General features: G+C 61.5%; 22 protein-coding genes. 6 read left to right on the forward strand and 16 right to left on the reverse strand.

The genetic code is table 11. The features are described 5' to 3' along the window. The 3 genes from ACFFAR_RS03055 to ACFFAR_RS03065 form a co-directional block, all read right to left on the reverse strand. Window positions 1–1,016: xanthine dehydrogenase family protein molybdopterin-binding subunit (locus ACFFAR_RS03055; protein ID WP_375507505.1), on the reverse strand; the 1,016-nt coding region annotated here is incomplete at its 3' end. Continuing rightward, entirely contained in the window at window positions 1,013–1,636 is a 624-nt protein-coding gene (locus ACFFAR_RS03060; RefSeq protein ID WP_375507506.1) for a UbiX family flavin prenyltransferase, read from the reverse strand. The genes ACFFAR_RS03060 and ACFFAR_RS03055, both read right to left, overlap by 4 nt. After that, a complete protein-coding gene (locus tag ACFFAR_RS03065; protein WP_174363662.1) occupies window positions 1,633–3,117 on the reverse strand; it encodes a UbiD family decarboxylase in 1,485 nt (494 codons plus the stop codon). The genes ACFFAR_RS03060 and ACFFAR_RS03065 overlap by 4 nt, the downstream gene beginning before the upstream one ends. Before the next feature lie 248 nt (window positions 3,118–3,365). Here ACFFAR_RS03065 and ACFFAR_RS03070 point away from each other — a divergent pair, with 248 nt between their 5' ends. Beyond that, the gene (locus tag ACFFAR_RS03070) at window positions 3,366–4,280 is read left to right on the forward strand and encodes a LysR family transcriptional regulator (RefSeq protein ID WP_062003286.1); all 915 of its coding nucleotides are present in this window, start codon (window positions 3,366–3,368) and stop codon (window positions 4,278–4,280) included. Window positions 4,281–4,297: 17 nt separating this feature from the next. On the opposite strand, the gene ACFFAR_RS03075 is transcribed toward ACFFAR_RS03070, so the two are convergent. Further along, on the reverse strand, window positions 4,298–4,693 hold the full coding sequence (locus ACFFAR_RS03075; protein ID WP_174363663.1) for a VOC family protein: 396 nt from the start codon (window positions 4,691–4,693) through the stop codon (window positions 4,298–4,300). Window positions 4,694–4,885: 192 nt separating this feature from the next. On the opposite strand from ACFFAR_RS03075, the gene ACFFAR_RS03080 reads away from it, so the two are divergent. Beyond that, window positions 4,886–5,326: a DUF6232 family protein gene (locus ACFFAR_RS03080; RefSeq protein WP_062171455.1), complete on the forward strand. Its 441-nt coding sequence runs from the start codon at window positions 4,886–4,888 to the stop codon at window positions 5,324–5,326. Between the two features lie 106 nt (window positions 5,327–5,432). After that, window positions 5,433–5,789 carry a hypothetical protein gene (locus tag ACFFAR_RS03085; protein ID WP_086381162.1) on the forward strand — a complete coding sequence of 119 codons (357 nt, stop codon included), beginning with the start codon at window positions 5,433–5,435 and terminating at the stop codon, window positions 5,787–5,789. A gap of 5 nt (window positions 5,790–5,794) precedes the next feature. On the opposite strand, the gene ACFFAR_RS03090 is transcribed toward ACFFAR_RS03085, so the two are convergent. From ACFFAR_RS03090 to phnS, 8 genes are all read right to left on the reverse strand, one after another. Then, window positions 5,795–8,251, reverse strand: a complete 2,457-nt coding sequence (locus tag ACFFAR_RS03090; protein ID WP_062171460.1) for a glycogen/starch/alpha-glucan phosphorylase — start codon at window positions 8,249–8,251, stop codon at window positions 5,795–5,797. Between the two features lie 255 nt (window positions 8,252–8,506). Then, complete coding sequence (locus ACFFAR_RS03095; RefSeq protein WP_174362557.1) at window positions 8,507–9,082, reverse strand: phosphonate degradation HD-domain oxygenase; 576 nt, start codon at window positions 9,080–9,082, stop codon at window positions 8,507–8,509. Window position 9,083: 1 nt separating this feature from the next. Continuing rightward, window positions 9,084–10,538 (reverse strand): phosphonoacetaldehyde dehydrogenase, encoded by a 1,455-nt coding sequence (gene phnY, locus ACFFAR_RS03100; protein WP_375507507.1) that lies wholly within the window; start codon window positions 10,536–10,538, stop codon window positions 9,084–9,086. After that, the gene (gene phnA, locus ACFFAR_RS03105) at window positions 10,535–11,803 is read right to left on the reverse strand and encodes a phosphonoacetate hydrolase (RefSeq protein WP_174362559.1); all 1,269 of its coding nucleotides are present in this window, start codon (window positions 11,801–11,803) and stop codon (window positions 10,535–10,537) included. The genes phnY and phnA overlap by 4 nt, the downstream gene beginning before the upstream one ends. Window positions 11,804–11,944: 141 nt before the next feature. Further along, window positions 11,945–12,784 (reverse strand): 2-aminoethylphosphonate ABC transport system, membrane component PhnV, encoded by an 840-nt coding sequence (gene phnV / locus ACFFAR_RS03110; protein WP_256927620.1) that lies wholly within the window; start codon window positions 12,782–12,784, stop codon window positions 11,945–11,947. After that, window positions 12,774–13,673 carry a 2-aminoethylphosphonate ABC transporter permease subunit gene (locus tag ACFFAR_RS03115; RefSeq protein ID WP_174362560.1) on the reverse strand — a complete coding sequence of 300 codons (900 nt, stop codon included), beginning with the start codon at window positions 13,671–13,673 and terminating at the stop codon, window positions 12,774–12,776. Before ACFFAR_RS03115 ends, phnV begins: the two co-directional genes overlap by 11 nt. Next, on the reverse strand, window positions 13,651–14,739 hold the full coding sequence (gene phnT, locus ACFFAR_RS03120) for a 2-aminoethylphosphonate ABC transport system ATP-binding subunit PhnT (protein WP_375507508.1): 1,089 nt from the start codon (window positions 14,737–14,739) through the stop codon (window positions 13,651–13,653). Before phnT ends, ACFFAR_RS03115 begins: the two co-directional genes overlap by 23 nt. A 39-nt stretch (window positions 14,740–14,778) precedes the next feature. Then, window positions 14,779–15,855, reverse strand: coding sequence for a 2-aminoethylphosphonate ABC transporter substrate-binding protein (gene phnS / locus ACFFAR_RS03125; RefSeq protein ID WP_062003296.1), 1,077 nt, complete (start codon window positions 15,853–15,855; stop codon window positions 14,779–14,781). Between the two features lie 252 nt (window positions 15,856–16,107). Between phnS and ACFFAR_RS03130 the strand changes: the two genes are divergently transcribed. Beyond that, window positions 16,108–17,223 carry a 2-aminoethylphosphonate--pyruvate transaminase gene (locus tag ACFFAR_RS03130; protein ID WP_062172581.1) on the forward strand — a complete coding sequence of 372 codons (1,116 nt, stop codon included), beginning with the start codon at window positions 16,108–16,110 and terminating at the stop codon, window positions 17,221–17,223. A gap of 18 nt (window positions 17,224–17,241) precedes the next feature. On the opposite strand, the gene ACFFAR_RS03135 is transcribed toward ACFFAR_RS03130, so the two are convergent. Next, window positions 17,242–17,997: a DeoR/GlpR family DNA-binding transcription regulator gene (locus ACFFAR_RS03135; protein WP_062171470.1), complete on the reverse strand. Its 756-nt coding sequence runs from the start codon at window positions 17,995–17,997 to the stop codon at window positions 17,242–17,244. 93 nt (window positions 17,998–18,090) lie between these two features. Here ACFFAR_RS03135 and ACFFAR_RS03140 point away from each other — a divergent pair, with 93 nt between their 5' ends. Further along, window positions 18,091–19,254, forward strand: coding sequence for a TIGR03364 family FAD-dependent oxidoreductase (locus ACFFAR_RS03140; RefSeq protein ID WP_174362562.1), 1,164 nt, complete (start codon window positions 18,091–18,093; stop codon window positions 19,252–19,254). A gap of 128 nt (window positions 19,255–19,382) precedes the next feature. Continuing rightward, entirely contained in the window at window positions 19,383–19,571 is a 189-nt protein-coding gene (locus ACFFAR_RS03145) for a hypothetical protein (protein ID WP_174362566.1), read from the forward strand. Between the two features lie 9 nt (window positions 19,572–19,580). On the opposite strand, the gene ACFFAR_RS03150 is transcribed toward ACFFAR_RS03145, so the two are convergent. The 3 genes from ACFFAR_RS03150 to ACFFAR_RS03160 form a co-directional block, all read right to left on the reverse strand. Beyond that, window positions 19,581–20,081, reverse strand: coding sequence for a hypothetical protein (locus tag ACFFAR_RS03150; protein WP_062171474.1), 501 nt, complete (start codon window positions 20,079–20,081; stop codon window positions 19,581–19,583). Between the two features lie 136 nt (window positions 20,082–20,217). Then, window positions 20,218–20,517 (reverse strand): Hpt domain-containing protein, encoded by a 300-nt coding sequence (locus ACFFAR_RS03155; RefSeq protein ID WP_174362563.1) that lies wholly within the window; start codon window positions 20,515–20,517, stop codon window positions 20,218–20,220. Beyond that, window positions 20,412–23,043 (reverse strand): ATP-binding protein (locus ACFFAR_RS03160; RefSeq protein WP_174362564.1); only part of this gene is annotated, 2,632 nt, incomplete at its 5' end. The genes ACFFAR_RS03155 and ACFFAR_RS03160, both read right to left, overlap by 106 nt.

Below are 23,043 nucleotides of genomic sequence, written 5' to 3' on the forward strand. Positions count from 1 at the left end.
TAATCGAGCGCGGTGATGCGGCCATCGGCTTCGACGGCGGCTTCGAGCGTTGTGAACCGTGCGGTAGCCGATGTCGCCGCGCTCAGATGTTCGAGCCGGTCCTCGACATACTTCACCGGCGCGTTCGCCTTGCGCGATGCGAGACACATCAGCACCACATACGGAAACACGGCTTGCTTGACCCCGAAGCTGCCGCCCGAGTCACGCGGCGCCTTGTGACGCAGCCGGTTGGCCGGCACGTTCAGCGCAAGCGCCATGACGGCATGCAGCGAGAACGGACCCATGAAATTCGACGTGACGTCGTAGCCTTCGTCGCCAGAAAGAAACTCGGCGATGACCACGCCGCATTCGATCGGCGCACAGGTATTGCGCGGATAATGCGCGTCGATCTTCACGCGATGCGGCGCATTGCTGAACGCGGCCTCAGGCTCGCCGTAACGGAAACTGCGATCACTGATTACGTTGGTCTGCACACTCGGATGCAGCACGCAGGCATCGTCCTTCAACGCGCCTTCAATCGATGTCACCGGTTCGAGCGTGCGATATTCGACCTTGATCAGATCGAGCGCGTCCTCGGCAAGCGCCCGCGACTCGGCCATCACGACTGCAACCGGTTCACCCACGTAGCGCACGCGATCCATCGCGAGCGACCATTGCTCCATCTTCGATTTCACGCCGACCACGAACGGCCGCGACCACGCGCGGAGGTCATCGCGCGTCAGCACCGCACGCACGCCTTCGGCTGTCACAGCGTTGCTCGTATCCAGCGAAACCAGCTCGGCATGCGCGTGCGGCGCGCGAAGAATCGCCGCGTGCAACGTGCCTGGCTTGATGCCGATGTCATCGCCATACCGGCCCCGGCCCGTGAGAATCGCAGGATCCTCGAAGCGTTCCACCGACTGGCCGACATGACGTTTCGGGCGCACATCGGACGATGCGTTCGTTACGGGCGCCTCGACGACCTCAGACGCGTGCGCGTTGATTGCGGCAAAGCCGGCCTGATCACGCTGGTTCATTCGTCGACTCCAGCATCACCGCGCGCGCTGAATTCATCGGCAAGACCGCTCCAGCGTTTTTCGATCTCTCGATGCTCGATACCGAATAAATCCAGGATGCGCCCGACGGTATGGCTCACCACGTCATCGATAGTCTGCGGATGCGAGTAGAACGCCGGCACGGGCGGCATCACGATCGCGCCCATTTCCGTCGCAAGCGTCATGTTGCGCAGATGCGCGAGATTCAACGGTGTTTCGCGGGCGACGAGCACCAGCCGGCGGCGCTCCTTGAGCATCACGTCAGCCGCGCGCGTGAGGAGATTGTCGGAGAAACCGTTTGCCACGGCGGCGAGCGTTTTCATGGAACATGGCGCGATCACCATACCGCTCGTGACGAACGAACCGCTTGCAACCGTTGCCCCCACGTCGCGGACGTTGTGAACTACATCAGCGAGCGTATCGAGATCAGTGCGCCCGACGCCGAGCTCCTGCGCCGCCGTCACTGCGCCCGATGCCGACACGATCAGATGCGTTTCATGCGTGCCGATACGGCGCAGCGCTTCGAGCAGCCGCACGCCGATCATCGCGCCGCTTGCGCCAGAGATGCCGACGACAATACGCTGGGGCGTTTGCGCGTTCATCGCGATTGACTCAGGTAGGTATCGAATCCGGTGTTGTCGGCGGCGACGAGTGTTTCCAGATCGACCGCATCGTGACCCGGAATACGCACGCGGGTGAACACATGGCCCACATAAACGACCGGACGCGTGGCATCGAGTCCCATCTTCGTGCTGATGCCCTGAAGGTGAGATGGCGCGTCATCGGGTTGGCCCACGGTCGTCGACGGGTCCAGCGGCGATCCTTGTGCGCCGGAAATCAGCACGAGGTCGCGATCTGCCTGAAAGCGCGTCGCAATCGCCCATTCGATTTCCGAAGCATCGTGAATATCGACATCCGTATCCACCACCACCACTTGCTTGATGTCGTAATGCGCGCCGAACGCGCACAGGATCACGTTCTTCGCCTCGCCTTCCCGCTTCTTCGCAAACTGCACCCAGAGGTGATAACGGCATACGCCGCCCACTGAAAGATGCACATCGGTCACGCCAGGATGACTGCGCTGAAGATGCGACAACAGCGTCGCCTCGCGCGGAATGGCGCCGAGCAGCAAATGCTCCATCTCGGCTGGAACGATCGTGTGATAAATCGGATTTCTGCGATGCGTTACCGCCGTCACCTCGATCACTTCGCGTGCTTCCTGCGCGCTGTAGTACTTGGGGAACTCACCGAACGGTCCTTCGGCTTCACGCACATTCGGCAGGATGCGTCCCTCGATCACGATCTCCGCGTATGCCGGCACGCGTACATCGTTGGTGACGCATTTCACGACCGGCAACGGCGCGCCATGCAATGCGCCGGCAATTTCGAGTTCATCGAAGTCGATGGGCGATATGGCTTGCGATGCAAGCATCGTCAGCGGATCGACGCCGATCGCGACGGCCACATCGAGCGCGTCGCCCGCCGCTTCCGCCTCTTTCTGGAATGCATGCAAATGACGCGGCAACAGCAGGATCGCCATGCGCTCGCGTGCGTGAACCTGGATCCGGTTGATCGACACGTTCTGCACGCCCGTGCGCGGATTGCGCGCGATGACCAGACCCGCGGTAATGTAAGGACCGTTGTCGTGTTCACTGTGCGTGGGAATGGGCAGCAGCGCATGCAGGTCGATCCCGTCGGTATGTACGACCTGCTGGCAAGCGGCCTCACGGGAAGCAACTTCGCTCCACGGCAACGGGTTGTCAGCGGCATCGCGGAAACGTTTCAACAGGTCTTTCTCGGCCACGCCCATGGCTTCCGCGATCCATGCGCGCTTCGACATGAAACCACTGACCACGGGGATTGCGTGATCGCCGGGAGCAAGGAACACCGCCGCCTGCTTGCCGTCGAGGCGCTTTGCGATTGCCGCAAGTTCGTGTTTCAGCGATACATGCTTGTCGATCGTCGCCACGCGTGCGGTAGCGGAAAGATGCGCGAGCCAGCCACGCAGCGACAATGCATCGAACGGTTTATTGCCCGGTGCAATGCTTGCGCTGCCGTGCTCTGCGGCTTCATGGTGGTCCATCTCGTCTCCTCGTTGCTGATCTGAAGAGTAACGAGATCGCGATATAACTTCTAATACTGTTTTTTGATGCGGTCGATCATTCGCGGTGATATCCGTGTTTGCCCCAATGCGGTCAATCCATGGTTGGGATAACACTCAGTTGCGCCCTTGAAGCGACCATCGCGTACGATGGTTCTGATAAATCCAGGCACTCTCATTAGACTTATTGATGGCCCGAGACATGGGACCAATGCCACCGAGCCGCCGACATGGACCTGAAGCAGATTCAATATTTCATCGCTTTGTTCGAGGACGGCTCGGTCACGCGTGCGGCCAAGCGGTTGAATATCGTGCAACCGGCGCTGAGCATGCAGATCGCGAAGCTCGAAGACGAACTGCATCAGCAACTCTTCGAGCGCGGCGCCCACGGCATGGCGCCGACCGCTGCCGGACGCCTCATGTACCGACTGTTCCTGCCCATCGTTCGTGACCTCGCCCACGCGCGCCAACAACTCGTGCAGCGCGACGAAGTGGTGACCGGGCATGTGTCGATCGGGCTGATTGCATCGGTGACGGAGAGCGTGCTGGCCGATTCACTCTCGCGTTTTCATGCGCGCTATCCGCATGTGGAAGTAACCGTGGCCGACGGTTACACCGCGACGTTCATCGACTGGGTGTCGGGCGGGCAGCTCGATGCCGCGCTCATCAACAAGCCGCGCGCGCGGCTTTCGCTCGACTCGCAGCCGCTGCTGGATGAAGAGATGGTGCTCGTGACGAGCGCCGTGCACGGGCCCGACTTGCCGCATGCAATCGAACTCGCGCAGTTGCCCGATCTGGAACTGGTGTTGCCAACGAAGCGCCACGGTCTGCGGGGTGTGCTCGATACCGCCGCCCAGCACGAGGACGTGCTGCTTGCGCCGCGCTTCGAGATCGATGTGCTCAGCACCATCGTGAAGCTGGTGGAGAGCACGCGCTTCGCGACGATCCTGCCGCGCATCGTGGTCGAGCGCGCGGTCCGGCAGGGCACGTTGCGCGCCTATCCGATCCTTGCGCCGCGCATCGTGCGGCACATCGTGCGGATCAGCCATCCGCGACGTCCGCTGAGCGCGGCGGCCGAAGCGCTGATCGCGACCATCGCCGATGAATTGCGGCTCGTGTCCAGTGAATCGGCAATCCACGCATAAAGCCGCTGCTTCAAGGCCTACTTATCCGATTCGAGCACGGAAAGGATGTTTCCCGCCGGGTCCCTGAACCAGGCGATGACCGGACCGCCCGACGCCCGACATATGCCTTTGGCATCGGTTTTCAGGCGCGGCGTGTCGTAGTGTTCGAAGCGCACGCCGCGTGCGGTCAGGTCATCGACGGTGCGCTCCACATCCGCGACTGGGAAGTTGAGGATCGTATATGTCGCGGCTACGTGGTCGGGCTTGGGGTAAATCAGCACATGATTGCCGCCCGCCAGATGCAACTCGAGAACGTCCATGGAGCCGGTTGTGACATCGAGTCCGAGCGTCTCGCCGTAGAACTTCTTGGCAGCATCGAGGTCCGGCACCGCAAAGCCGCTGAAGGCGTGGCTTTCTTTCAATAGCGTAGTCATGGGTTGTCTCCAATGAGGGTCCCACCTGAACGACGAATGCCGACGGTCAAAATCGACAGCGAACGCAAATGTGAGCGTTTCGACATGTAACCACGCCCATACGCCCAAAGCCCACGGTGCGACGATGGGTGAGACGTCAAAGCGCCGCCGGTCTGTTAATCTGCGCCTTTATTTTGCTGAAGACTTACCCACATGCAACACGATCTGCCCTTCAATGAAAGAGGAATCACGTTTGCCCGCGCGGGCTTGAGCGCTGCGGGACAGCTTTTTCCGTTGCGCGATCTGCGCGGCGCGACCGTAAAAATGATCCCGCGGCAAAAACCGTTGCCTATCGCTGTGAGTGTTATCGGCGTGATCGTTGCAGCGATCGGCGGCGTGCTGGGTTCGGGTCCGGCGCTGGTGCTCGGCATCATGATCGCGGTGGTCGGCTATCTGTCGTGGATCACGCAGGACGTGATCTATCGCATGTACGTGACGGTACCGGACGGCGAGCGTGAAGTGTTCACGACGAAAGACGAGGAGTTTGCACAACGCGTTGCAACGCTCGTGCGTGAAGCAGTCACCGCTCGGACGGCGGCTCAGGCGGATACTCAGGTACCGGCAACAACACCACCGGTTCAGGAAGGGCTTTAATACTTTCTTTACGCGGACAAGGCCGATCGATGCCCCGCGTTAATGCGCCGCTCGCTAAAGTGGTGATGTTCCCACCACCGCCCGTCGCGAGACGGCGCAACATCCGATGCTTCAGGCAAGCGTTGTTAAAGCAAGCGTTGTTCAGGCAAGCGCTCCTTCGCCGGTCCGTACTTCCCTCTCGGTAGCCCAGTCGATTGCACGGGCCACACGCAAGCTCCATACGGTAGTCGCTTTCGACGTCACCCTGCCGGGTCTCGACTCCAGCGAACCGCGCCGTGTATTGCAAAGGGCGCTCGGCGGCGAAGCACGCATGCAAGTCGTGGCGACGGATCGTCGTCACGACTGCCTTACGTTGCATGTGGAAGTGCCGTCACGTTCGCTCGCCGACGTGATCGGCATTGTCATTTCGCGCTTTGAACAGGCAACGCTGGGTCGTGCTACGACCTACAGCCTGCGGCGCTAGAGACCCTACGTCGACACCTGCAGCGGCTCCACGTGCCAGATATGCTTCGCATATTCGGCAATCGTACGATCCGACGAGAAGATGCCCATGCCGGCGACGTTCTCGATCGCGCTTCGCGTCCACGCATCTTTGTCGAGGAACTTGGCATCGACCTCTGCTTGCGTGCGATCGAAGCTGTCGAAATCGGCGAGCACCATGTAGTGATCGCCCCAGTCAACGAGCGTGTGGAAGATGTCGTAGAACCGGTGCGGCTGGTCCGGCGAAAAGTGTCCGAGCCGGATCTGGTCGAGCGCCATCTTCAGTTCGGGATTCTCTTCGTAGATCTGGCGCGGCCGATACCCGGTCGCACGCAATGCATCGATCTCCTCGGTCGAATGCCCGAAGATGAACATGTTTTCGCGGCCAACGGCATCGCAGATCTCGATGTTCGCACCATCAAGCGTGCCGATGGTCAGCGCCCCGTTCAATGCGAGCTTCATGTTGCCGGTCCCTGAAGCTTCCGTGCCGGCCATTGAAATTTGCTGCGACAAGTCCGCAGCGGGAATGATCAGCTCGGCAACGCTCACCCCATAGTTCGGAATGAAACCTACCTTCAACCGGTCGCCGACAAGCGGATCGTTGTTGACCATCTCGGCTACGTCGTTGATCAGCTTGATGATGGTTTTCGCCATCTTGTACGCCGATGCCGCCTTGCCAGCAAACATCACCACACGCGGCGTCCACGCCTTCTCCGGCGCCTCGCGAATCCGGTTGTAGCGCACGATCACATGCAGGATATTCAGCAGTTGCCGCTTGTATTCGTGAATGCGTTTGACCTGCAAATCGAAGAGCGCATTCGGGTCGATGATCGCGCCCGTTTCCAGCTTCGCACGCGCGGCGAGCTTCACCTTGTTGGCAAGCTTGGCTTCGTGAAAAGCCGACCTGAATTCGGGGTCGTCGCGCCATTCGCGCAAACGTGCGAGCTCGAACAAGTCGGTACGCCAGCGCGGTCCAAGCCGTTCATCGATGAGAGAAGACAGCTTCGGACTCGCTTGCGACAGCCATCGGCGCGGCGTGATGCCATTCGTCACATTCGTGAAGCGATCAGGATACATGCGCGCGAAATCCGCAAAGATATTCTGCGTCATCAGTTGCGAATGCAGCTTCGACACGCCGTTGACCGTGTGACTTGCGACGATCGCCAGATGCGCCATGCGCACGCGGCGCTGGCCGTATTCGTCCACAAGCGAAATGCGGCGGATCAGGTCCACGTCGCGGCCGAACTTCTCGCCCACTTGCTTGAGAAAATCCGCGTTGATGTCGAAGATGATTTCGAGGTGACGCGGCAGCAGGCGCGACAACATTTCCACGTCCCACGTTTCCAGCGCCTCGGGCATCAGCGTGTGGTTCGTGTACGAGAACATCTGCTGGATGAGCTTCCACGCCTTGTCCCACGGGACATGATGCGTGTCCACGAGCAGCCGCATCAGCTCGGGAATGGCGAGCACCGGATGCGTGTCGTTAAGGTGAACCGCGACCTTCTCCGCAAGCCGCCCGAAATGCGTGTGCGTGCGTTGATACCGGCGGATCAGATCCTGCATGGTCGCCGATACAAAAAAGTACTCCTGACGCAGGCGCAGCTCTCGGCCGGCCTGCGTGGAGTCGTCGGGGTAGAGCAGCCGCGACACGTGTTCAGAGGTATTTTTTGCTTCAACGGAACGGCGGTAATCGCCCTGATTGAACGCCGAAAGATCGAATTCGTCCGTGGCGCGCGCCGACCACAGGCGCAGCGTGTTGGTCGCGGTCGTGGCAAAACCCGGAATCACCGTGTCGTACGCCATGGCGTTCACGTGTTCCGTATCGATCCATTCGGTGCGGTCTTCATGACGAACGGTGCGACCGCCGAAGTGAATCACGTAGTTCACTTCCGGGCGCGGAAACTCCCAGGGGTTGCCGGCGCGCAGCCAGTAATCGGGCGTTTCGACCTGATTGCCGTCCACGATGGTCTGCTTGAACATGCCGTATTCGTAGCGGATTCCGTAGCCAAAGCCGGGAATGCCAACTGTCGCCATGGAATCGAGGAAGCAGGCGGCGAGACGGCCAAGGCCGCCGTTGCCGAGCGCGGCATCAGGCTCGAGGTTCTCAAGCGCGTTGATATCCACGCCCAGGCCGTTGAGCGCTTCCCGGACTTCTTCGTGAATGCCCAGCGCGAGCAACGCGTTGGTAAAGGTCCTGCCGATCAGGAATTCCATCGACAAGTAATAAACCCGCTTCACGTCCTGCTCGTATTGCTGGCGCGTGGTTTTCATCCAGCGGGCGACCAGCCGGTCGCGGACCGCCAGTTCCACCGCATGCAGCCAGTCACGTGGCTGGGCGGTAACGGCATCTTTACCGACGCCGTACATGAGACGGTTTGAAATGGAGCGCCGCAGCGCATCGACGGTGCTATTGAGTTGTTCGAACTCCAGGTCGACGGATGTCATCGAACTCTCCAGAAAGCAGTAACGCACAAAGCCCTGGGGCACATGGCCTGGACCGGCCACACCCAAGCGGGACGGGCCGGGCGAACAGGCAGATTACGCTATTTTTATTTTTTTGGTAATGCCTGTGCGCCTTTCCGGGGCAGGCGTGGAATATGCGCGACAGCCCCGGGGCGTTCAATTTCCTGTCGTATTCCCGTCATTCGCGGATGAGAAATAACGACTTTTACGTGCCTGGTTTTAGTTCGTTTTCCTTAATTAGATGTCAGCCTGGGTCGTGGCACCATGCTGTGCGGAAAGCCTTTCGATTACCTGAATGTAGTGGTCGAGCGGGGGCGTATCGCGTTCAGGCTGCTTTGCAAGATCATCCCAGCGCCGCAAGGAAAGCGCATCTTGTGCGAAGGGTTTGCGCAGGAACTCTTCAGCTTCCGGTTCGCTGAAAACACCGCCCTGCAGCTTCATGCTGCGTACCGAGTCGGCCGAGAGCTTTGAGAAATAATCCGCATCAATCGCGCACAAACAGCGTTTCGCATCCACATGAAGGCGGATGGGTTCAAGCACGGCGTCACTGAAAAGCGGCCGCAGAAACGGCAGTGCGAAATATTGGTGCAGGTCGTCGATACCCCGCGCGGTCGGCGTCTCGCCTTGCAGGTTCAGCAAGTGGCCCAGATCGTGCAGGAACGCCGCGCCGACGAGTGCATCTTCCGCGCCCGCGCCTTCGGCCAGCGCCGCGCTCTGCAATGCGTGCTGCAGTTGCGTCACCGGCTCGCCGCTGTAAGCCATGGCGCCGTAAGTATCGAAGAGATGACGGATGTCAGGGAGTGTCAGCGCCATATCATTCCCACGGTAACGAAAAAGTCTTGAGGCTCGTGAAGCTTTTCATCGCTTCCTGGACACCTTCCTTGTAGCCGAGGCCGGAGTCCTTTATACCGCCGAAAGGTGTCAGTTCTATGCGATAGCCGGGCACTTCCCACACGTTCACCGTGCCGACGCGCAGTTCGTTCACAAACCGCGTGATGAGGTCGGCGCGGTCCGTGCACACGCCGGATGACAAACCGAACGCGGTGCCGTTGCTGATTCGTATGGCGTCGTCGATGGTATCGAATTCAATGATAGGCGAGACCGGGCCAAAAGTTTCCTCACGCACCAAGGTCATGGAAGGATCGACCCGGTCGAGTACGGTCGGCGAATACAGCGCGCCATTGCGGCGATTGCCGCAGAGCAGGCGCGCGCCTTGCCGCACCGCTTCGTTCACGCGCGTCTCGAACGTTTCCGCGGCAGTTGCGTCTATTACCGTGCCCATCTGGTTGGCGGTATCGAAGGGATCGCCGTAGCTCCATGCGTGCGTTTTTTCCAGCACGAGTTCGGTGAAGCGCGCGGCGATCCCCTTCTGCACCAGCATGCGTTTCACCGCCGTGCAGCGCTGTCCCGAGTTCTTGTACGAACCCTGTACGGCAAGCGTGGCGGCGCGTTCGACATCGGCGTCATCGAGCACGATCAGCGGATCGTTGCCGCCGAGTTCAAGCACCACTCGCCGGTACCCCGCCTTCGCGGCGATCGCTTTGCCTATCGCCACGCCGCCGGTAAAAGTGACCAGTTCTGCAAGGCGGTGCGTGACGAGTTCGTCGGCGATCTCGCGCGGATCGCCGGTCAGGACCTGCAGCATCGGGGCGGGCAAACCGGCTTCGTAGAGCACATCCGCGAAGTAATAAGCCGATAACGGCACCTTCTCCGAGGGCTTCAGGATCACGCGATTATTCGTCGCGATGGCCGGCGCAATCTTGTGCGCGACCTGGTTCATTGGATGGTTGAACGGCGTGATCGCGACAATGACGCCGGCAAGCGGTTCGCGTTGCGAAAACACCCGGCGCGCCTTGCCGTGCGGCGTGAGATCGCAGGAGAAGCTCTGGCCGTCGTCGCGCAAGGCCTCCATGGACGCAAATTTCAGCACGTCGGCGACGCGGCCGATTTCGTACCGCGAATCCTGCTTCGATAAACCCGACTCCAGCGAAATCAGGTCGGACGCTTCTTCCGTGCGTTCACGCATGATGCTAGCCGCGCGTTCGAGGATCTGCGAACGCTCGTAGCGCGTGAGCGTTGCGCGGTAGTTTGCCGCGTACTCGAAGGCGTCGCGGACATCGTCGACACTGGCCATCGGCACGGTGCCGACGCGCGTATTCGTGTACGGATCGAACACATCGAGATTGCGTGTACGCGCCGCACGCTCGCCCTTGAGCCGGAGTTTCTCCATGCGCAGCGCGTGCTGCTCGGCCGCGAGGACGGCGCTCATGATGCAAGCACCAGATGGTTGAGTGCGATGCTCAATACATCGAAATTACGCAGACGTTTGCCGTTGAGCTTCGACTCAAAGCCGTCGGTTTTCCGATTGAAGAGCAACGGCACTTCCTGCTCCGACACACCACCATGCGAGCGCAGTGGCACCGTGAGGCCCGAAAGATCGTGTTCCGCCCGACGCGTGCCAAGCGCCGTGTTGCGCCCGCTCACCACGACGAGGTCGCCCACACGATCGTTTGGCAGTTCGAAGCGTTCGCACGCCGTTGCGTTGTCCAGCACGATATCGACGCCCGGCAACTCGGCGATGCGCTTCGCCAGTGCTTTTGCATCGACGGAACGCGGCAGGTAGATCGTCGCGAACGACCCAAGCGCGCCGTGATGAACGACGTAAGGATCGGTGATGGGCAGGATGACCCGTGCGCTGGGAATGTCCAGTGTTCCGTCGAGCCAGTCCTGCAGATACACGACATTAGGCTCGCCCGTCGATGGATCGTGCTTCGCGTTCATGCCGTGGTCGGCGGTGAGCCCGATCACCGCGCCGAGCGCGTTCAACTGCGCGAGGTAGCCGTCCATCATGGCGTAGAACGCGTTCGCGCCGTCCGTGCCGGGTGCGAACTTGTGCTGTACGTAATCGGTTGTCGAGAGATACATCAGGTCGATGTCGCGCGTCTCTGCCAGCCGCACGCCCGCTGCGAACACGAACTCGGAAAGCCCCGCGCTGTAGACATCGGGCACAGGTTTGTCAACGAGTTCCAGCACGTTGTCGATGCCATTTTCCGCGAGCGTGGCGGCATCGGCTTTTTCAGCCGAGAAACAAATGCCGTCGAGCTGCCAGCCAAGCAAACGCCTCAGCTTGTCCTTCGCCGTGACCACCGCGACCTTGTCGCCGCGCTGCGCCGCGGCCGCGAGAATCGTCCCGGCGCGAAGGTAGGCCGGGTCGTTCATCATGACCTCGGCGCCCTTGCCGCCGTTCGCGTCCGGATCGAAGAAATAGTTGCCGCAGATGCCGTGCACGGAAGGCGGCACACCCGTCACGATGGACAAGTTGTTCGGGTTCGTGAACGACGGGATCACACAGTCGGCACGAAAGGCGGAACCACCTTCGAGCATCGTGCCGATAAACGGCGCTACGCCCGCAGCAACCGCTGCTTCGAGATAGTCGTACTCGCAACCATCGACGCACACGACGACCGTCAACGCGCGTGCCGGGCCATAAGCGCGGCCGTTGACTTCGATAGACGTTTCAGTAGAGATGGACATGACGTTCCTTTTCGAGCGTGAACCGGCACTTTTAATTCGGCGCGATTTACATATTTTGACTTACAACGCCAATATTTGCCACATTTTTCGGCGTGAGAAATTGTCCCGCGCAAGCGGGACACACCTTGCGATAGCTTCGATTCAGGCCATGCGCCGCCGGGGAACCTTCGCCGCGATCAGCAACAGCGCAGCGAGAGACACCGCCAGCAGGATCAGCGAAAGCGCCGATGCCGGCAGGTAATAACCGCGATTCACCTGTCCCACCACGACGATCGGAACCGTAGCGAATCCCGGCGGATAAACGGTCAGCGTCGCGCCGAGTTCGCCCAGCGACAACGCGAAACCAAGCGCAAGACTCGCGCGGATTGCGGGAACGAGTTGCGGCAGGACGACACGCGAAAGGACCATCGATGGCGGTGCGCCAAGGCTCGCAGCCGCTTCGCGCAGGATCGTAAGTTCAGGCCGCAGCGCAGCGGCCGCACATCGATAACAAAACGGCAGCACCAGCGCCAACTGCACCAGCACGACGATTGCCGCGGACCCTGAAATATCCAGGGGCTTCTTGTGATACGCAATCAGCACGGCCAGTCCGAGCACGACACTCGGCACGCCGTTGGGCATCATCGCGATTGTATCGACCCATGCGCCCACACCGCGCCGGTCGCGGCCTTCGAGCGCGAGCGCCAGCCAAAGACCGAGGACGGTCCCGAGGACGGCCACGCCGAAGCCGACTTCAAGGCTCGTTGTCAGCGCATCGAAGTCGCTTGAACCGAGGCGTTCGAACCAGCGCATGCTGAAGCCATCGGGGAAGATCGTTCCCGACCAGTGCGACGCCACGCTGGAAAGCGCAACCACGATCACCGGCAATACAAACAGCCAGAAGCACAGAAGCGCGGCGAAACAGGTGAAGATCCACGCGCCGACGCGTTTGAGCGAGTGCGGCTTCGATGCTGCAACCGGCAGCGAAAATTCAGTTGCCATTGCGGCCTCCTGTGCGCCGGTTGACGCGCCTGTAGAGCGCGTACAACGAGAGCGACATTGCAAGCATGACAACCGCGCCGGCCGCGGCTGTCGGCAAGTCCAGATCGACCGTAGCCGAGCTGTAGATTGCCATCGGCAAAGTTATCAGATGTGCGCTTCCCAATACGAGCAGGATGCCGAATTCATTGAGCGTCAGCAGGAAACACAGGATCGTTCCCGCCGCGATACCCGGCCATGCGAGCGGCAGGATGACCTTGAACGCGACCATCCAGCCACTCGCACCCAGACTCTTCGCGGCTTCGATCAGACGCATGTCGAGCGTTGCAAACGACGCAAGCGTCGGCCGCACCACGAACGGTGCGTAGAACACGACCTCCGCGAGAATCACGCCGCCAATGCCAAACAAGAAGTCGAGCGGCGGATTCTGCAAGTTGAACAAACGCTGCAAGCCGATGCTCACCGATCCCTGCGATCCATACAGAAAGATCAGCGTGAACGCGACCAGGAACGAAGGGAACGCGACAAACAATTCGAGGAAACGCGTCACGAGTTTCGCGCCGGGAAATGGCTTGAAAAACAATATGGATGCAAGCATGACACCGAGCAATGACGCAAGCGTTGCACTCGCGAAGAGGATGCCGAGCGTCGTGCCGATCACACCGCTGGTTTCGGGATTGGTGAAGAACGCGGTGTACGCCTGCAGGCTCAAGCCATGCTTGCCCGTCACGCTCAGCCACAACAATTGCACGAGCGGATACAGCACCAATGGTCCGAGCACGACCACCAGGATGAACCAGAGCTGCCACTGCGCACGCCGTTCGCGCCGACGCTTGGCAAGCGTGTGCGCGGGGTCGTCGACCAGGTGTTCACTCGCTGACAAGGACGACATCGTCAACCTCGTGGCGTAGGGAAACACGTGCGCCCTTCTCGGGCATCGGACCATGCGATCGTTGCATGGTGACGAGCACGGGCTGGTCGGGCAATGCATCGAGCATCACCGAGACCGAGAGCGCCGCGCCGTACCATTCAACCGAGGAGATCGTGCCGTGCAATTGCGCACTGCCCAACGGCACGATCGACAGGCACTCGGGACGGATGCACGCAAGCCTGCCGCGTTCGTCGTGCCGTGCATCGCCAACAGGAAACATGATCGATGGCGGCAACAAGTTCGCCGCGCCAAGGTAGCGCGCGACGAACGCGTCCTTGGGGTTATCGTAGAGTTCACGCGGCGTGCCGAGTTGCGCGATACGGCCATCACGCATCAGCAACGTGCGATCCGAGAGCACCAGGGCATCGTCCTGATCATGCGTCACGCAGACAATGGTCAGGTTCGGCAGGCGCTCATGCAACGACTTCAGTTCGGTACGGACCGATGCGCGCAGGTTGGCATCGAGTGCCGAGAGCGGTTCGTCGAGCAGCAGCACATCCGGCTCGATTACCAGCGCTCGCGCCAACGCCACGCGTTGCTGCATGCCGCCCGACAACTGCGCGGGCATCACGTGCCCCGCGTCGCCGAGTTGCACGAGCTTGAGTGCATCCGCCACGCGCCGCGCTATCTCTCCGGCTTTCAGACGCCGCGCCCGCAGGCCGAACGCGACGTTATCGAACACGGAAAGATGCGGGAACAGCGCATAGCTTTGAAACAGAAGCCCGAGGTTGCGCTTGAACGGCGGCACGTGCGTAAGATCACGCCCGGCCACCGTCAGCCGGCCCGCGAGCCCGTCCGCCTCCACGAATCCCGCGATGAACCGCAGCAACGTAGTCTTGCCGCAACCGCTGCGGCCGAGCACGGTAAGCAGTTCGCCGCGCTCGATAGTCAGCGAGAGGTCATCCAGCACCGTACGCGCGCCAAAGCGCACGCTCAGGCCTTCGATATGCACGCCGCCATGCGCCGGCTTGAAAGAATCGGCGGCAGCAGCTTCGCGAGTGGCCGGAGCCAGCGTCAAAGTGTTCACGGTTCGCATCCCTGAGAGCTTCGATAAGAACGCAAGCGCTTACGACTTCGGCTTGACCACGTCGAGTTGCTTGCCGGAGTTGCCGATCACGTCGTTTTTCCAGCGCGTGGTCCACGCGGCTTTCTTGTCCATGACCTGGTTCCAGTCCACCGGAATCAGCTTCACGCCCGCGATGGCCTGCTTGACCGCCTCGCCATTCTTGCCGGCAAGCGGAACGTCGGTGCGGCCCGGAATGCCGTAGATGTCCGGCACCTTCGCCTGCACTTCCTTCGACATCAGGTAGTCGACCAGCTTCTTGCCTTCAGCCTGATTCGGGCCGCCTTTGATCAGGCCGATCGCGTAGGGCAACTGGAACGTGGTCGGCGCTTCGCCGGCCTTGGCCGAGAGGAAGATCGGCTTGAGCGAAAGGCCGCCGTTGGTGGCATCGTCCAGATCCATCTGCAGGTCGCCGTTCGCGAATGAGATTTCGTTGCGCGAAAGCAGCACGTCGAGATAACCCGTGCCCTTCGTGTGGAATTTCGCGCTCTTTTCCAGGTCTTTCAGATAGTCGAACGCCTTGTCTTCGCCCATCAGCGCGCTCGTCAGGATGATCACGGCCATGCCGTCGCCGGCGGTCGCGGGATTCGAGTAAGCCACCTTGCCGCTGAAGTCCGGATGCAACAAGTCGGCAAACGTCTTCGGCGCGGTCTTCGTGACTTCGGGGTTGATCGCGAACGAGAAGTAGTTGTTCACGAAGGTCGCCCACGCACCATCGGATGCCTTCGCAATCGCCGGCACATTCGCGTAGTTCACGCTCTGGTACGGCTGCAGCAAGCCGCCTTGCGATGCTTGCTGGATGAACGGCGGCAGCGTCACGAGCACGTCGGCCTTCGGCGAATCCTTCTCCACCTGCGCCCGGTTCACCACTTCCCCGCTACCCGCCGTCACGATATTCACCTTCACACCTTCCTTCTTTTCGAAGGCCGGCAGCACATCCTTGTACAGGTTTTCAAGGCCGTCGGCGGTGTACAGCACGACTGCATCGGCGGCATGCGCCTGCATGGCCGCGACGCTTGCGAACACGGCCACGGCAAGACACGAAGCCAGACGAGCTTTGGGGAAGCGATTTTTTGTCATGTTGCAAGTTCTCCGGAAGACGGAAACAACCAGGTGGCGTGAGGATGACGCGCGGTTTTCGAAAGGCCGCTTGCGTCCGATGATTCTTTGGCGCGGAGGTTGATCTGGTATCACCCGCAGCCGGATCGAAGCATCACAGAACTCTATGACAACGCCATGACGATGCCACATTTCTACAACAAAGACCACATTTCGCCAAAATTCCGACGTAGACTATTTCATGCCTGCCTGAAAATACGAACGGAGAAGATTGTGATCAACGGAAGTGACCCGATTTTGCTGACGCCCGGCCCGCTCACCACAACGCCGGCCACGCGTCAGGCGATGTTGCGCGACTGGGGATCGTGGGATGCGGCTTTCAACCAGATGACAGACTCGATCTGCCGCGACCTGCTCTCTATCGTGTCCGGTCAAAAAGATTTTGTATGCGTGCCCATGCAGGGAAGCGGCACGTTTTCGGTCGAAGCCGCGCTCGGGTCGCTCGTGCCGCGCGATGCGGTCGTGCTCGTACCGAACAACGGCGCGTATTGCACGCGTTTGCTGAAGATCCTCGAGCGGCTCGGAATAGCGGCGATCGAATTGAAGTTGCGCGATGACGAACCGGCCGGCGTCGCGCGTATCGAGGAGATGTTCTTGCGCGAGCCGCGCATCACGCACGTGGCGCAGGTGCATCTGGAGACGAGCGCAGGTTTGCTCAATCCGCTCGATGAGATCGCCGCGTCGTGCGCGCGTTTCGACAAGCGTCTTATTGTCGATGCAATGAGTTCGTTCGGCGCGTTGCCTATCGATGTATCGAAGGGCGGCATCGATGCCGTCGTATCGGCGAGCGGCAAGTGCCTTGAAGGCGTGCCGGGGATGGGCTTCGTGATCGTGCGGCGAAGTGTGCTGGAAGCATCGGAAGGCGTTTCCCGTTCGCTCGCGCTCGACCTTTACGATCAATATGCGTACATGCAGAAGACCACGCAATGGCGCTTCACGCCGCCCACGCATGTGGTCGCCGCGTTGCGCGCGGCGCTCGATCAATACAAGGCGGAAGGCGGCCAGGCTGCGCGCGGCGCTCGATACCAGCGCAATTGCGCGGCGTTGATCGAGGGCATGGCGGCGCTTGGATTCAGGCCTTTCCTGGACGCTTCGGTGCAGGCGCCGGTGATCGTCACGTTCCATGCGCCGCGCGATCCGGCCTACGATTTCAAGCGCTTTTACGAAGCCGTGCGCGATGCAGGATACGTGCTGTACCCGGGCAAGCTGACGGAAGTGGAGACGTTTCGCGTGGGATGCATTGGCGCTATCGATGCCAACGAGATGCTGAACGCAGTGGCTGCAATCAGCCGCGCGTTGGGCATGTTGCACGTGCGGCTCGCGGCCTGATCCATGCCCGGCAAGCGGTCAGGCAATCACCAGCTCCGGCCCGCGCGAGGCGATCGCCTTGCGCAAAGCCTTGTCGGGCGTGAGTTCGGTGACCAGGTATCGCGCTTTCTCGAAGTCGCGGATGCGCACCGGCGTGACGTGACCGAACTTCGAATGATCCGCGACGATCACCGCGGCGCTCGCAGCCACGATCATCCGGCTGCGCACTTCCGCGGCGAGCCGCGAATAGTCGGTCAGGTAACCATCGGACGTGATCGCGCCCGCGCCCACGAACGCGAAGTCCACGTGATACTGCGAAAGCTGCTGCACGGTATCGAGGCCGAACGTGGCGTCCTCGTTGTCCGAAAGTTCGCCGCCGAGCAGCGTGACCTTGTTGTCATTGCGCCGGCCGAGCAGCAACGCGATGCGCCAGTCGTTGGTGTAGACCGTCAGGCGATGCCGGTCGCCAAGCGCGCGCGCCACGGCTTGCGTGGTGCTGCCCGAATCGATGATCACGGACGCGCCGTCCGGCACGAATTGCGCGGCGCGCTCGCCTATTGCGCGCTTGGCGGATGCGTTCGCCGCTTCGCGTGTATCGAGGTCGGGCTCGCGCCGGTCATTCGACAGCGCGCCGCCATGCGTAGTCGCGATCAGGCCGCGTTCGGCGAGTGCGTTGAGATCGCGGCGGACGGTTTCACGCGAGACGTCGAGCGCGCGCACGAGTTCGGCGACCGACAACGCGCCGTTCTTCGACAACTCGGACAGGATGTATTGATGACGTTGTTCGGCGAGCATCGGGGCAACCGGACATGCCGGCAATGAATGGATATCGGTTAAAAGACGTGAAACCGCGCGTATTGTAGTACGCACAACGCTTTGACAAACCCAATGACGACGACCCCTCACACAGATGTAGCCATTATCGGCGCCGGCATTCTCGGACTGGCGCATGCTCATGCGTTCGCCCGGCGTGGCTTGCGCGTCACCGTTTTCGAGCGCAGCGGCACGCCGGTTGGCGCGTCCATCCGCAACTTCGGCATGGTGCTCGTGACCGGCCAGCCGCCGGGTGCCATGCATGCGCTCGCACAGGCATCGCGGGAAATATGGCTTGGCTGGGCACGCGATGCCGGCCTCCATATGCGCCGCTCGGGCTCGCTGATGTTCGCCCGAAGCTCGGCGCAAGCGCACGTCATGGAGGCGTTCGCCGAGACGCGCGCCCGCGAGGCGGGCTACGACGCCGCCATGGTGTCACGCGCCGCGCTCAACGATCTCTACGGCGGCCGCTTCAGCAAACATCACGCCGCGTTGCATGGACGCGCCGACTTGCAGGTCTTCTCGCGCGAGGCGGTGCCAGGGTTGATCGACTATTTGCGGCGCGCGCATGGCGTGGATTTCCGCTTTGGAACGATGGTGCGCGGTATCGACAACGGCGTTCTCGACACGACGGCCGGCGAGTCGCGCGCCGAACAGGTGGTGATTTGTGCGGGGCACGATTATTTGTCGCTGCTTGCACCCGAGCTTGCCGCAATCGAGCCGCGCGTGTGCCGTTTGCAGATGCTGCGTGTGAGGCCCGCCCAACCATTCGCCCTCGATCATGCGGTGCTGACTGGTTTAAGCTGCCTGCATTACGGCGCGTTTTCGGACCTGCCCGAAGCCGCCGCGCTGCACGAAGAAGTGGCCGCGCAAGAACCCGCGTTGCTCGAGCACGGCATTCATTTGCTGGCGAGCCCGACGCCGGCGGGCGACTTGATCATCGGCGATTCGCATGATTACGATGACGATCCGTCGCCGTTCAACGCGGCATCTGTCGATGACATGCTGCTCACGCTCGCCGAAAGCACGCTCGGCGGCAGACTCGACGTGATCGAACGTTGGCAAGGCGTGTATGGCGCGCGAACCGGCACATCGGACGCGCCGTTTTCCGTGCTGCGGGCATCGCCCGCCGTCACCGGCGTGTTCATGCATAGCGGCGTGGGAATGAGCGTCGGGCCTGCGCTGGGCGAGCGGGTGGTGAGCCATTTGCTCGATGGCGCCGCGCTGCCCAAGCTGTGACGCCGTGTCGAAGAGGCTTTGTTTATTGAGCGACCGGCAAGAATATATTTCCCGGTCGAGCGCCAATGCTGCCTTTGCGCGCCGGTAGACTCGATGCCTTTCTTTGCCACGACGCGGAGTTTCAAGCGATGAGCTACAAGAAAGGCATTGTGCTGGAGATCCAGTTTCCGCCCGAACGTCTGAACGATGGCGCCGGGGACCCGTACTGGATCGACCTGACACTGGACGAAGCCCGCAGGCTCCATGATCAGCTGGCGCGCCGTTTCGCAGGTAAAACGCAGGCGAACCAGCCGCTCGACACGTTCACCATTGAATGACTTCGACGCTCAGTCTCCGGTGCAACTCGAACTGGACAAATTCCGGAACTGGTTCGACCAGTCACCGCTCATGGCGGTCTGGGCCGCCGCCAACGACAAATCCCCCGTACACACACAGCGCTTCAGGAACACCGCCAGCCGTTCCTTGCGGCGCTGTCCCGCGCGGCCATCCCAGCGGCGAATGTCGAGATTGGCTGCAGACGTCGGCGAACCGCCGAGCAATACAGGCATGCGGTGATCGAGCGCATATTGCGACGCGGTCGCCGGGTCGACCTTGCGCTGCTTGAGCAACTGGTCTTTCTGACGCTGCAGGGTATCGAACGGAGGCAGCACGTCGTCGGCGTAACCCGGACGGCAAATCGTGTCCACGATGGTGGTTTGCTTCACGCGCGGATCCAGCAACTCAGGTCTCTGAGCATGCGCCGCGCTGCCGGCGGCGAGCAGGAGCCACGCGGCGGCGACCGCCAGACGAGAACCATGCCGGTGATACGAAAGAGGCCTTCTATTCATTCGGCGAGCGTGCCACGCCAGAATCAGCGAGAGCAAAATGTCGGATCGAGAGGAGGGCCTAATTAAAACACATGCGCGACTCGATAATCACAATGGACATTAATGGTGAACCCGAAGCCGGGCTCAGGCATTCGCTTCAGGCGACGTTTTGTGTTAATGCAGCGTGCTGTGTCAACGCCGCATCCAGTGCTATGGCTTCGTCGTTGAAACGCGCGTAGGCATCGCAGAGTTTCGCCATGTCGGACGGATGCTCGTCGTGCTCGATCAGGCTTTGCAGCGCGACGCAGGCATCGGCAAACGGCGTGGCCCCAATCACCAGGGATGCTCCTTTCATGCGATGCACGAGTTCATGAAGGCGCTGGAAGTCGCCCGTGTCGAGTGCCGCGCGACTGGCTTCGAGATCGACCTGGCTTCGAGATCGACCTGGTTCGACCACTTCAGCACATCGACGAGGAGCGCCGCCTGATCTCCGTGACTGTTCAGAAGGTCGGCATCAAAGCGCGGTGCGGCAATCGCCAAGCGCTTCGTCTGATGATTTGCGTCCGCCGTGTGCGCTGTAATCACCGACTGCTGGCGAGGCGTATTGGACGGAAAAGCGTGTGTCGGGCCATAGACCCGTGTTCCTGTAGTGCGCCTGGAAAGACGGATCGGGGCGTCGGATACCGGGAAAAACCTCGCATAGGCGTCCGGTGACGTGTGATCGGCGATTACCGGTGTTGCGGCCTCATGCACCTCCTCCGTCCTTTGCGATGCAAGCACGAGCGCATGTCGCAGCGCGTCCAGTCCCAGCGGCTTGACCAGGCACTGCGTCATGCCTGACGCGAGCGCGTGATCCACGGCCTCGCGCTGCGCGTTCGCCGTCACGCCCACGATAGGTACCCGCGTTCCCTGCCCCTCGGCCTCGCGCTTGCGGATTGCGCGGGCGAGATCCTCGCCGCTCATGACGGGCATCGAACAGTCGGTCAGGATCAGGTCGAATGGCGAACCTTCGAGTCTTTGCTGATCCCATCGCGAGAATGCGGCTGCGCCTTCGCTGGCCGTTTCGATCTCGCAGCCAAGGTTCTTCAACTGGCTTGTGAGCAGGATGAGATTGGCGGGATGATCATCGACTACAAGTATGCGCAAGCCTTCGGGCACCCGCGTTTCGGCGTCTTCCGGAACAGGCATTTGCAAGGGCGGTTCGCTCAGCGGCAAGCTCATTTTTACGGTGAACCGGCTCCCCTGCCCCGGCGTGCTCGATAACTCGATGGTGCCGTTCATCAACGTCATCAGCCGCCTGCAGATCGTCAGGCCAAGACCCGTTCCGCCGAACCTTCCCGGCTGTTCCTGACGCGCTTGCGTGAAGGGCGTGAAGAGCAAGGCCTGCTGATCGCCCGCGATCCCGAGACCAGTATCGGACACCGTGAACACGAACGCGCAGCGCGTGTTCGTCTGCGCGATCGAATAGTCGATCACGATCTCGCCGGCATCGGTGAACTTGATCGCGTTCGATAACAAATTGCCTAGCACCTGCCGCAGTCGCAATGCATCGGCCAGCACCCATGCGTGTTCGCTTTCGCCGTTCGCGCGGACCCTCAGCGCCAGGCCCTTTACGCGCGCCGCCGGCTCGTAGATCGCTGCAACGCTCTGCACCCACGCCCCGAGTTCCACGGGCGCGGGCATCAATGTGAGCCGTCCCGCTTCGATCTTCGCCATGTCGAGGATATCGTCGATCATGCCAAGCAGATCGCGCGCCGCATTGTGCGCCGTGCCGAGCGCCCTGACCGTCGATGCCCTGTCTCCCGGGCTGCGCAGCTCGAGTTCGAGGAGACCGAGGACGGCATTCATCGGCGTGCGGATCTCATGGCTCATCGCCGCGAGGAAGACGGACTTCGCACGGTTCGCGCTCTCGGCGTCGTTCCTGGCGCGCCGCATTGCGTCCTCGGCTCTGCGCCGCCGATCCACCTGCTTCTTCAGCGACCAGCCCCATCCGGCGAGCAACGCAAGCAGGGCCACCGCCAGTAACGCGCCGAAGATGACTTGCGGACGCCGCTGCTCCCATTTGCTCTCGGGATGCTCGATCAGCAGCCACCGGCGGCGGATGGCATCGAGCTCGGCGGGCTGCATGTGCGCGATCGCCTTGTTCACGATCGACAGCAACATCGGCTCGCCACGCGCGATGAGAAAGCCGTGCTGCACGGGTTGATCGATGAACGCGCCGGTGATCGCGAGCTTGCCGCGATACGGATTGCCGACGGCGTAATTCGCGAACGTCATGTCGATGACGGTCGCGTCCGCGTCGCCGTCGAGCACGGCGTCGAACTGGCCCTTGACCGGTAAAGTCTCGACGATTCGCGCCGTGGGCACGCGCTCGTGCAGCATGGCCATCAGCGCATGGTTGCGCCACAACGCGACGCGTTTTTCGGCAAGCGCGCGGGCGTCGTGAAGCGGCTCGGCGCCCGCGCGGGTCACGATCGCGAGCACGCCTTCGCCGTAGGGTTTGCTTGGCACGAACTGCGGCGGAATCTGCCCGGCGCTGAATCCATATGGGATCAAGGCCGAATTGCCGTCGAAGATATCCTGCGTGACGGCTTCGACCGAATCGCGCAAATGGCCTTCAAATGTCAGACCCGTCGCCGCGCCGATAGCCGACAACATATCGATGGCAAGTCCTGCCGGCTTGCCACTCGAATCGCGAAACGTCATGGGCGCGGCGTCCGCGTACATGGAGTAGTCGACCACGGGATGTGCCGCGACCCAGGCAAGCTCGGGGCCGCTTAATTCGAGCGGTTGGGTGAACGTCACGGCCGCGGCGACGGCCCAGCGTGCGCGTACTTCCATCAAGAAACGCGGCGGCAATGCGGCAAGCGCCGCGTCCATGCGCCGGCGCAGGGCCTCGCCGGTTGCGTCGGCGGCGAATGCAAAGCTGTAGCCGGCTTCATCGAATGGAGCGAAACCGGACAGCGTGAGGTTGACCAGATCG

Origin of the sequence: uncultured Caballeronia sp., from assembly GCF_964243625.1 — a bacterium.
Taxonomy (GTDB): domain Bacteria; phylum Pseudomonadota; class Gammaproteobacteria; order Burkholderiales; family Burkholderiaceae; genus Caballeronia.

Bases quoted from the DNA above. Each gene is read 5' to 3' on its own strand.
- ACFFAR_RS03145 (WP_174362566.1), top strand. From the start codon at position 19,383: ATGAGCTACAAGAAAGGCATTGTGCTGGAGATCCAGTTTCCGCCCGAA.
- phnV (WP_256927620.1), bottom strand. From the start codon at position 12,784: ATGGCAACTGAATTTTCGCTGCCGGTTGCAGCATCGAAGCCGCACTCG.
- phnY (WP_375507507.1), bottom strand. From the start codon at position 10,538: ATGAGCGCCGTCCTCGCGGCCGAGCAGCACGCGCTGCGCATGGAGAAA.
- ACFFAR_RS03095 (WP_174362557.1), bottom strand. From the start codon at position 9,082: ATGGCGCTGACACTCCCTGACATCCGTCATCTCTTCGATACTTACGGC.
- ACFFAR_RS03115 (WP_174362560.1), bottom strand. From the start codon at position 13,673: ATGTCGTCCTTGTCAGCGAGTGAACACCTGGTCGACGACCCCGCGCAC.
- ACFFAR_RS03065 (WP_174363662.1), bottom strand. From the start codon at position 3,117: ATGGACCACCATGAAGCCGCAGAGCACGGCAGCGCAAGCATTGCACCG.
- ACFFAR_RS03080 (WP_062171455.1), top strand. From the start codon at position 4,886: ATGCAACACGATCTGCCCTTCAATGAAAGAGGAATCACGTTTGCCCGC.
- ACFFAR_RS03135 (WP_062171470.1), bottom strand. From the start codon at position 17,997: ATGCTCGCCGAACAACGTCATCAATACATCCTGTCCGAGTTGTCGAAG.
- ACFFAR_RS03090 (WP_062171460.1), bottom strand. From the start codon at position 8,251: ATGACATCCGTCGACCTGGAGTTCGAACAACTCAATAGCACCGTCGAT.
- ACFFAR_RS03060 (WP_375507506.1), bottom strand. From the start codon at position 1,636: ATGAACGCGCAAACGCCCCAGCGTATTGTCGTCGGCATCTCTGGCGCA.
- ACFFAR_RS03075 (WP_174363663.1), bottom strand. From the start codon at position 4,693: ATGACTACGCTATTGAAAGAAAGCCACGCCTTCAGCGGCTTTGCGGTG.
- ACFFAR_RS03070 (WP_062003286.1), top strand. From the start codon at position 3,366: ATGGACCTGAAGCAGATTCAATATTTCATCGCTTTGTTCGAGGACGGC.
- ACFFAR_RS03140 (WP_174362562.1), top strand. From the start codon at position 18,091: ATGACGACGACCCCTCACACAGATGTAGCCATTATCGGCGCCGGCATT.
- phnS (WP_062003296.1), bottom strand. From the start codon at position 15,855: ATGACAAAAAATCGCTTCCCCAAAGCTCGTCTGGCTTCGTGTCTTGCC.
- ACFFAR_RS03150 (WP_062171474.1), bottom strand. From the start codon at position 20,081: ATGAATAGAAGGCCTCTTTCGTATCACCGGCATGGTTCTCGTCTGGCG.
- phnA (WP_174362559.1), bottom strand. From the start codon at position 11,803: ATGTCCATCTCTACTGAAACGTCTATCGAAGTCAACGGCCGCGCTTAT.
- ACFFAR_RS03085 (WP_086381162.1), top strand. From the start codon at position 5,433: ATGCTTCAGGCAAGCGTTGTTAAAGCAAGCGTTGTTCAGGCAAGCGCT.